This is a genomic window from Kitasatospora sp. NPDC057198 (assembly GCF_042670125.1).
Taxonomy (GTDB): Bacteria; Actinomycetota; Actinomycetes; order Streptomycetales; family Streptomycetaceae; genus Kitasatospora.
In genome coordinates, this window is sequence record NZ_JBHUWH010000025.1 from 26,770 (window position 1) to 34,472 (window position 7,703).

A 7,703-nucleotide genomic window follows, 5' to 3' on the forward strand; every position below is an offset into this window, starting at 1 on the left:
CCTGCCGTCTTCCTCCGTTTGCGGATGATGATCCCAGCAGGGCCGTCGGGCTCGACGGCGGGAGTCGTCCCCGCGGTTACGGGCGTGTCCCCCGGGGCGGGTGCCGATCGGCACCCGGATCCCGGAGGACCCGCTCGTGTCACGCCAGCGTCACGGCGCTTCGGTGAGGCGGAGCAGCAACGCCTCACCGATCCGGTACCGGTAGCCACCACCACACGTGGCGTCCCGGCCGGTGCTCTTCCCCCCGTTGCGCAGATACGAACGCACCTGTCGCCCCCACGCGAAGAGCAAGTCGCCGGCTCGGGCTGCGGCGGCCCGGGACGACTTGGCGTGACTACACCCTCACAGCGGGGCGAACTCCGAACAAGTGCTCTCCGGCTGCAGGTTCCCGCAAGTGCAGGAACCTGCATCAAAGAGCCCGCCGCGGCGTCCGGAATCGCGCTTTCCCCGGCATTGCCCCCCTCTCCCGAACAGTCATTCGGAAGGGGCGGCGGGAACGCGCGGGACGGTGGCGCCGCGGCGGCCCGGAATGTCACTGCCCGCGCCCGGAATTCCACAATCCTCCGCCGGATCCCCCGATCCGGAATCGACCGCACCGAATGCCGATCCGCGCTCCGGGCCGCTTCCCGGGTCCTGCGAACCGTCCCCGGACCGTCCCCGAACCCTCTCCGGGCTGCCCCCGGGGCCGCCGCCGGGGCCGCCGCCGGACCGCCGCCGGAGAGCCAGGCCGTCCGGGATCCGCGCAGGTCACAGCAGGCGGCCCGCCCGCAGTCCGGCCGCGGTGCGCACCAGGGCCACCGCCCAGGTGGTGAGCAGCAGCAGGTAGAGCGCGACGGCGAGCCCGGTGAATCCGCCGAATCCGGTGTGGCCGGCGAGTCCGGTCGCACCGGTGACGAGCGTTCCGATCGGGAAGGTGGCCGCCCACCAGGTCATCGCGAACGGCATTTCGGCACGCAGGGCCCGCAGGTTGGCGGCGAGTGCCACCGCCAGCCAGAGCAGGGCGAATCCCATCACCGCGACGCCGTACACCTCGGCCAGGCCGCGGGCGACCGCCACCGCGCCCGGCCCGCCGCCGGGAAGCGCTCCGCCGGGGAGCGCGAGCGGCACCGCGTCGGCGAACTTCTGCACCGCGGTGGTGGACTGGCCCAGCGGCCCGAGCACCAGGAACAGCGACGGGGTGAGCACCAGCGCGGGCAGCTTGCCGTGCACCAGCCCGCCGAGCACCACCGGCAGCAGCGCCAGGGTGGCGAGCAGGCTGGCGCCGAACATCGCCACGCAGCCGTACAGCATCGCCTGCCGGGCCGCCCCCTCGGGCAGGTGCGGGATCAGCGCGGGGCCGAGCGCGGCGGACACCATCGGCGCGACCACCGGCAGCAGCCAGGTCGGGTTTGCCTCCAGCACGGACAGCCGGTGCCGGGTGATCATCAGGTAGGGCAGCCCGGCGGCCACCAGCAGGGCGTACGCGGTGCCCGTCGTCCACAGCAGGACGTCGAGCGCGAGGGCGGGTCGTCCGCCGAGCAGCGGGCCGCCGACGGTCAGCGCGCCGTAGCCGACGGCCAGCAGGGCCATCGGCGGGCAGCCGTAGAAGACGGCGGCGGACGGGTCCTCCAGCAGGGTGCGCCGGGCCTGCGCGCGGTGCCGGGTCAGGTGGACGGCGCGGCCGGCCAGCAGGGCGGCGAGCATCAGCAGCGAGAGCGTCCAGACCGCCTCGGCGAAGGCCGTCCGGCCGGGGAGGCGCACCGGCAGCGCGGCGGCGGCGCTGCCGGTGATCGCGGTGCCCATCACGGTGGCGTACCAGTTGGGGCCGAGCCGGGACAGGTCGAGGGCGCGCAGGGTGGTGCGCGGCGCGAGGAGGGTTGCCATGGCACCACCGTCCCCGCGCGGGCGGGACGGCGGTAGCGGGACGTCCGCTATGAGGACATAGCCTGGGTCTATGGCCCTCTCCCCGCACGTCCCGGAACTCGGCGCCCTGGAGCTGCTGCTCGCCGTGGCGCGGCTGGGCAGCGTCGGGCGGGCCGCCGCCGAGCTGGGCGTCAGCCAGCCCGCCGCGAGCGCCCGGATCAAGGGCATGGAGCGGCAGATCGGGGTGCCGCTGCTGGAGCGCTCGCCGCGCGGCTCCCGGCCCACCGAGGCGGGCCGGCTGGTGGTCGAGTGGGCCCGGCAGGTGGTGGAGGCGGCGCAGGCGCTGGACGCCGGGATCGACGCGCTGCGCGGCCGCCGGGACGCCCGGCTGCGGGTGGTGGCCAGCCTGACCGTCGCCGAGTACCTGATGCCGGGGTGGCTGCTGGCCCTGAACGAGGCCAGTCCGGGCACCGCCGTGACGCTGCGCACCGCCAACTCGCACGACGTGGCCGCCCGGGTGCTGGCGGGCGAGGCCGACCTGGGCTTCGTCGAGGGCACCTCCACCCCGCCCGGCCTGTCCGGCGCGGTGGTGGCCGCCGACCGGCTGGTGGTGGTGGTCTCCCCCGAGCACCGCTGGGCCCGCCGCCGCACCCCGGTGACCGGTGCCGAGCTGGCCGCCACCCCGCTGGTGCTGCGCGAGGTCGGCTCCGGGACGCGGGAGGTGCTGGAGGAGGCGCTCGCCCCGTACGGCGGCCCGGCCGCGCCCCGGCTGGAGCTGGCCTCCTCGACGGCGCTGAAGGCGGCCGCGATGACCGGCGCGGGCCCGGTCTGCCTGAGCGAGCTGGCGGTGACCGAGGAGCTGGCCACCCGCCGGCTGGTCGCGGTGCCGCTGGACGGGCTGGAGCTGGAGCGCCCGCTGCGCGCGGTCTGGCCGGCCGGCCAACGCCCGGCCGGGCCGGCCCGGGAGCTGCTGGGGCTGACCCGGGGGCCGGTGCCGCGACGGGTCGCCCAGGGGAACTGAGCGGAAACCCTTCGTAAAACCTGAGCGGAATAGACTCAACTTAGTGCATGCTGTACTCAGCAGACTCGCACCAGTCCCGAGACGAGAGGGGTATGCCCGCAGTGGACGCCAGTAAGTTCACCAGCAAGACGCAGGAGGCCCTGTCCTCCGCCATCCGGCAGGCCAGCGCCGCGGGGAACCCGGACGTCAAGCCGGTGCACATCCTGCTGGCCCTGCTCGACCAGCCGGAGGGCCTGGCCCGCCCGCTGCTGGAGGCCGTCGGGGCGGACGCCGGGCGGGTCGCCGCCGCCGCCCGCCAGCAGGCCGCCGCCCTGCCCGCCGCCCAGGGCTCCACGGTCGCCGCGCCGAACCTGGCGCGCGACACCCTGGCCGTGCTGGAGGAGGCCGGCCGACGCGCCGACGACCTGGACGACCAGTACGTCTCCACCGAGCACCTGCTGGTCGGCCTGGCCGCCGAGGGCGGGCAGGTCGCCGACCTGCTGAAGCAGCAGGGCGCCACCGCCAAGACGCTGCTGGCCGCGTTCAAGGAGGTCCGGGGCAGCGCCCGGGTCACCTCGAAGGACCCGGAGGGCACCTACAAGGCCCTGGAGAAGTACGGGTCGGACCTCACCCAGGCCGCCCGGGACGGCAAGCTCGACCCGGTGATCGGCCGCGACCAGGAGATCCGCCGGGTGGTGCAGGTGCTCTCCCGGCGCACCAAGAACAACCCGGTGCTGATCGGCGAGCCCGGCGTCGGCAAGACCGCCGTGGTCGAGGGCCTGGCCCAGCGGATCGTCGCGGGTGACGTGCCGGAGTCGCTGCGCGGCAAGCGCCTGGTCTCGCTCGACCTGGCGGCGATGGTCGCGGGGGCGAAGTTCCGCGGCGAGTTCGAGGAGCGGCTGAAGGCCGTCCTGAACGACATCAAGGCGTCCGACGGCCAGGTGATCACCTTCATCGACGAGCTGCACACCATGGTCGGCGCGGGCGCCGGCGGCGACTCCGCGATGGACGCGGGCAACATGCTCAAGCCGATGCTGGCCCGCGGCGAGCTGCGGATGGTCGGCGCCACCACGCTGGACGAGTACCGCGAGCGGATCGAGAAGGACCCGGCCCTGGAGCGCCGCTTCCAGCAGGTGATGGTCGGCGAGCCGTCCGTAGAGGACACCATCGCGATCCTGCGCGGCCTCAAGGGCCGCTACGAGGCGCACCACAAGGTGGAGATCACCGACGCCGCCCTGGTCGCCGCGGCGACGCTGTCCAACCGGTACATCACCGCCCGCTTCCTGCCCGACAAGGCGATCGACCTGGTCGACGAGGCCGCGTCCCGGCTACGGATGGAGATCGACTCCTCCCCGGTGGAGATCGACGAGCTGCAGCGCTCCGTCGACCGGCTGCGGATGGAGGAGCTGGCGCTGGAGAAGGAGTCCGACCCGGCCTCGGTCGAGCGGCTCGGCAAGCTCCGGCGGGACCTGGCGGACAAGCAGGAGCAGCTGAGCACCCTCAACGCCCGCTGGGAGCAGGAGAAGAAGTCGCTCAACCGGGTCGGCGAGCTCAAGGAGCGCCTCGACGACCTGCGCGGCGCCCTGGACCGCGCCCAGCGCGACGGCGACTTCGAGCGCGCCTCCAAGCTGATGTACGCCGAGATCCCGGCCGCCGAGCGGGAGTTGACCGAGGCGCAGGACCGCGCGGCGGACGAGCCCAGCACCACCATGGTCAAGGAGCAGGTCGGTCCGGACGACGTGGCCGACGTGGTCGCGTCCTGGACGGGCATCCCGGCCGGCCGGCTGCTGGAGGGCGAGAGCGCCAAGCTGCTGCGGATGGAGGAGGAGCTCGGCCGCCGCCTGATCGGCCAGCACGAGGCCGTCCGCGCCGTCTCCGACGCGGTGCGCCGCACCCGCTCCGGCATCGCCGACCCGGACCGGCCGACCGGCTCGTTCCTGTTCCTCGGCCCGACCGGCGTCGGCAAGACCGAGCTGGCGAAGGCCCTGGCGGACTTCCTCTTCGACGACGAGCGCGCCATGGTCCGGATCGACATGAGCGAGTACGGCGAGAAGCACTCGGTCTCCCGCCTGGTCGGCGCCCCGCCCGGGTACGTCGGCTACGAGGAGGGCGGCCAGCTCACCGAGGCGGTCCGCCGCCGCCCGTACAGCGTCGTCCTGCTGGACGAGGTGGAGAAGGCCCACCCCGAGGTGTTCGACGTGCTGCTCCAGGTGCTGGACGACGGCCGGCTCACCGACGGCCAGGGCCGCACGGTCGACTTCCGCAACGCGATCCTGATCCTCACCTCCAACCTCGGCTCCCACGCTTTTAATGAACCGAGCCTGGTGGACCCGAACACTCCGGAGGAGCGGAAGAAGGAACTGGTGCTGGAGACGGTGCGCAAGTCCTTCAAGCCGGAGTTCCTGAACCGGCTGGACGACATCGTGGTGTTCGACCCGCTGGGCACCGAGGAGCTCAGCCGGATCGTCGACCTCCAGGTCGCCGCGCTGGCCCGCCGCCTGCACGAGCGCCGGCTCACCCTGGACGTCACCCCGGCCGCCCGGGACTGGCTCTCGCTCACCGGCTACGACCCGGCGTACGGCGCCCGGCCGCTGCGCCGGCTGGTGCAGTCCGCGATCGGCGACCAGCTGGCCAAGGAGATCCTCTCCGGCCGGGTGCACGACGGCGAGACGGTCGTGGTCGACCACAAGGTCGGCGCCGACCGGCTGACGGTCGGGCCGCGCACCTCACTGGCGAAGTGACCTCGCCGGCGGAATGACCTCGCCGGCAAAGTGACCGCCGCGCTGCCGCGCCCGGACCGGCACCCCGCCGGGGACCTCACTCCCCGCCGGTGGCGATGATCCGGGCGTAGCGGCGGTCCTGCTCGGCGTGCGCCTGCTTCAGCGGCTCCAGTTCCCCGGCGTGCCGGTCGAGCTGGCCGCGCTGGTAGCCCGCCAGCACGGCGAACCAGACGCCCGCCAGGCCGGTGCCGGCCGTGCAGTCCCGGTCGGCGCGGGCCGCGGCCAGCTCCTGGGGCGTGACGGCCGTCCCCGCGCCCTGGTAGCGGGCCGCCAGCGACTGCGGGTCCTCGGCCGGGACGCCGGACCGGGCCATGCAGTCCTTCCAGGCCGCGGTGGCGGCCACCACCCGCGGGTCCGCCGCGGTGGCCCGCAGCGACTCCCCGTACAGGCGCTGGTACAGCTCGGCGGCCTTCGAGCCGCCGTCGGCGATCCGCTCCAGGCCCCGGCGCGCGCAGTCGTCGCTCGCGGTCTGCTCCGCCTCGGAGAGCTCCGGCGGGCCGGGCCGGGCCTGCCCGGTCCGGGCGGTGTGGAAGCCCCGGATCTCGGCCTGCTCCCCCAGGTAGCCGAACGCGCCCGCCGCGACCCCGTCCGATCCGTCGGCGGCACCGGCACCGGCGGTGGCGGCGGCGGCACCCGCACCCGCACCCGCAGTGGCGCCGGCCGCCGGGGAAGCCGCCGCGGAGCCGTCCGCCGGGTCGTAGGAGGTGTACCCGGCCTGCCGCATGCACCGGGCGGTGAGCACCCGGACGGCCTGGAAGCGGCGCTGCGCCAGCTCCTCGCTCGGCCCGTACGCGGCCAGCGGCAGGGCCGCCATCCCGGCCCGGACGCTCGGCGGCGGCGGGGGCGAGGCCGCGATCGAGGGCCGCGGCAGGTCGGGGCCGGCGGGCTCCCCGCCGCCGCCCGGGAAGCAGGCCGCGCACAGCAGTGCGGCGACCGCCGCCGCGAGTGCCGCGCCCGCGCGCCGGCGCGTGCCGGAACCACCCCGTACCGTCATGTTCTCCCCCCAAGCCGTGCGGCGCCCCGCGGCCGGTGACGCACCCCCCGGTGCGGCCCGCGGACGACCCGATCGGACGCTAACGGCCCGCCCCCGGCGGTGCAACTCCCGCACCCCGCGGGCCCGCTGGGCCGACGGTCGGCGGCCGGCCCGGACGGGCGGCGCGGGCGGCGGGCCGGGCCGGGCTGCCACGGCTTGCAGGGACATGATCACGCACCGAGGTGCACCCTGTGCCGCGGGCCCCGAATGAGGCAGGATGGAGACAGGAAAGGCGGCCCCCCATCGGCAGCCGACCGTGCACCGTGAAAGGGACACCCCCGTGAGCATCGACCCGTCGTCCATCCCGTCCTTCGGCCTGCCGCAGCCGCCGCAGGGGGGCGGCCAGCCCGGTGGTGCGCCGGCCGGGCCGCCGCCGGTGATCGTCCCGGACCAGAACCTGGTGGCCCAGCTGCTCGACCAGATGCAGCTCAAGCACGTGGTGGACGAGGAGGGCGACCTCACCGCCCCCTGGGAGAACTTCCGCGTCTACTACATGTTCCGCGGCGACCACAAGGAGCTGTTCGCGGTCCGGGCGTTCTACGACCGCCCGTTCACGCTGGAGCAGAAGCCCGAGATCCTCGCGCTGATCGACGAGTGGAACCGCGAGACCCTGTGGCCCAAGGTCTACACCCACACCCACGACGACGGCGTGGTCCGGCTGATCGGTGAGTCCCAGATGATCGTCGGCAACGGCGTCAACCTGGAGTACTTCGTCGGCACCACCGCCAACTGGACGCAGGCCGCGGTCGGCTTCGAGCAGTGGATGGTCGAGCAGCTCGGCGGCGACAAGGCCGCGGACGGCGAGCCGGCCGCCGACGGCGAGGACGGCCCGGCCGACGAGGTCTGAGCCCTCCCCCACGACAGCCCGGACGGGCCCGCCCCCTGCGTGTCGCGCAGGGAGCGGGCCCGTCCGGCTTTCGCGTCCGGCCTCCGCCGCGTCCGGCCTGCGCCGCATCCGGCTTCCGCACCCGGACGCGGCTCCCGGTGCGGCGGTCAGCCGGTGCAGCGGGCCGGCCCGGCGGTCAGCCGGTGCAGCGGGCCCGGGGCA

5 protein-coding genes are annotated in these 7,703 nt (G+C 74.9%); 3 read left to right on the forward strand and 2 right to left on the reverse strand.

Translation table 11 applies throughout. The features are described 5' to 3' along the window. Window positions 1–747: 747 nt before the first annotated feature. The gene (locus ACFUEL_RS05320) at window positions 748–1,863 is read right to left on the reverse strand and encodes a C4-dicarboxylate ABC transporter (RefSeq protein WP_380234652.1); all 1,116 of its coding nucleotides are present in this window, start codon (window positions 1,861–1,863) and stop codon (window positions 748–750) included. 70 nt (window positions 1,864–1,933) lie between these two features. Here ACFUEL_RS05320 and ACFUEL_RS05325 point away from each other — a divergent pair, with 70 nt between their 5' ends. Next, window positions 1,934–2,863 (forward strand): LysR family transcriptional regulator, encoded by a 930-nt coding sequence (locus ACFUEL_RS05325; protein WP_380234653.1) that lies wholly within the window; start codon window positions 1,934–1,936, stop codon window positions 2,861–2,863. Window positions 2,864–2,964: 101 nt separating this feature from the next. Continuing rightward, window positions 2,965–5,583, forward strand: a complete 2,619-nt coding sequence (gene clpB / locus ACFUEL_RS05330; protein WP_380234654.1) for an ATP-dependent chaperone ClpB — start codon at window positions 2,965–2,967, stop codon at window positions 5,581–5,583. A 76-nt stretch (window positions 5,584–5,659) separates the two neighbouring features. On the opposite strand, the gene ACFUEL_RS05335 is transcribed toward clpB, so the two are convergent. Next, window positions 5,660–6,616: a hypothetical protein gene (locus ACFUEL_RS05335; protein WP_380234655.1), complete on the reverse strand. Its 957-nt coding sequence runs from the start codon at window positions 6,614–6,616 to the stop codon at window positions 5,660–5,662. 319 nt (window positions 6,617–6,935) lie between these two features. On the opposite strand from ACFUEL_RS05335, the gene ACFUEL_RS05340 reads away from it, so the two are divergent. Beyond that, window positions 6,936–7,502: a YbjN domain-containing protein gene (locus ACFUEL_RS05340; protein WP_380234656.1), complete on the forward strand. Its 567-nt coding sequence runs from the start codon at window positions 6,936–6,938 to the stop codon at window positions 7,500–7,502. Window positions 7,503–7,703: the final 201 nt, after the last annotated feature.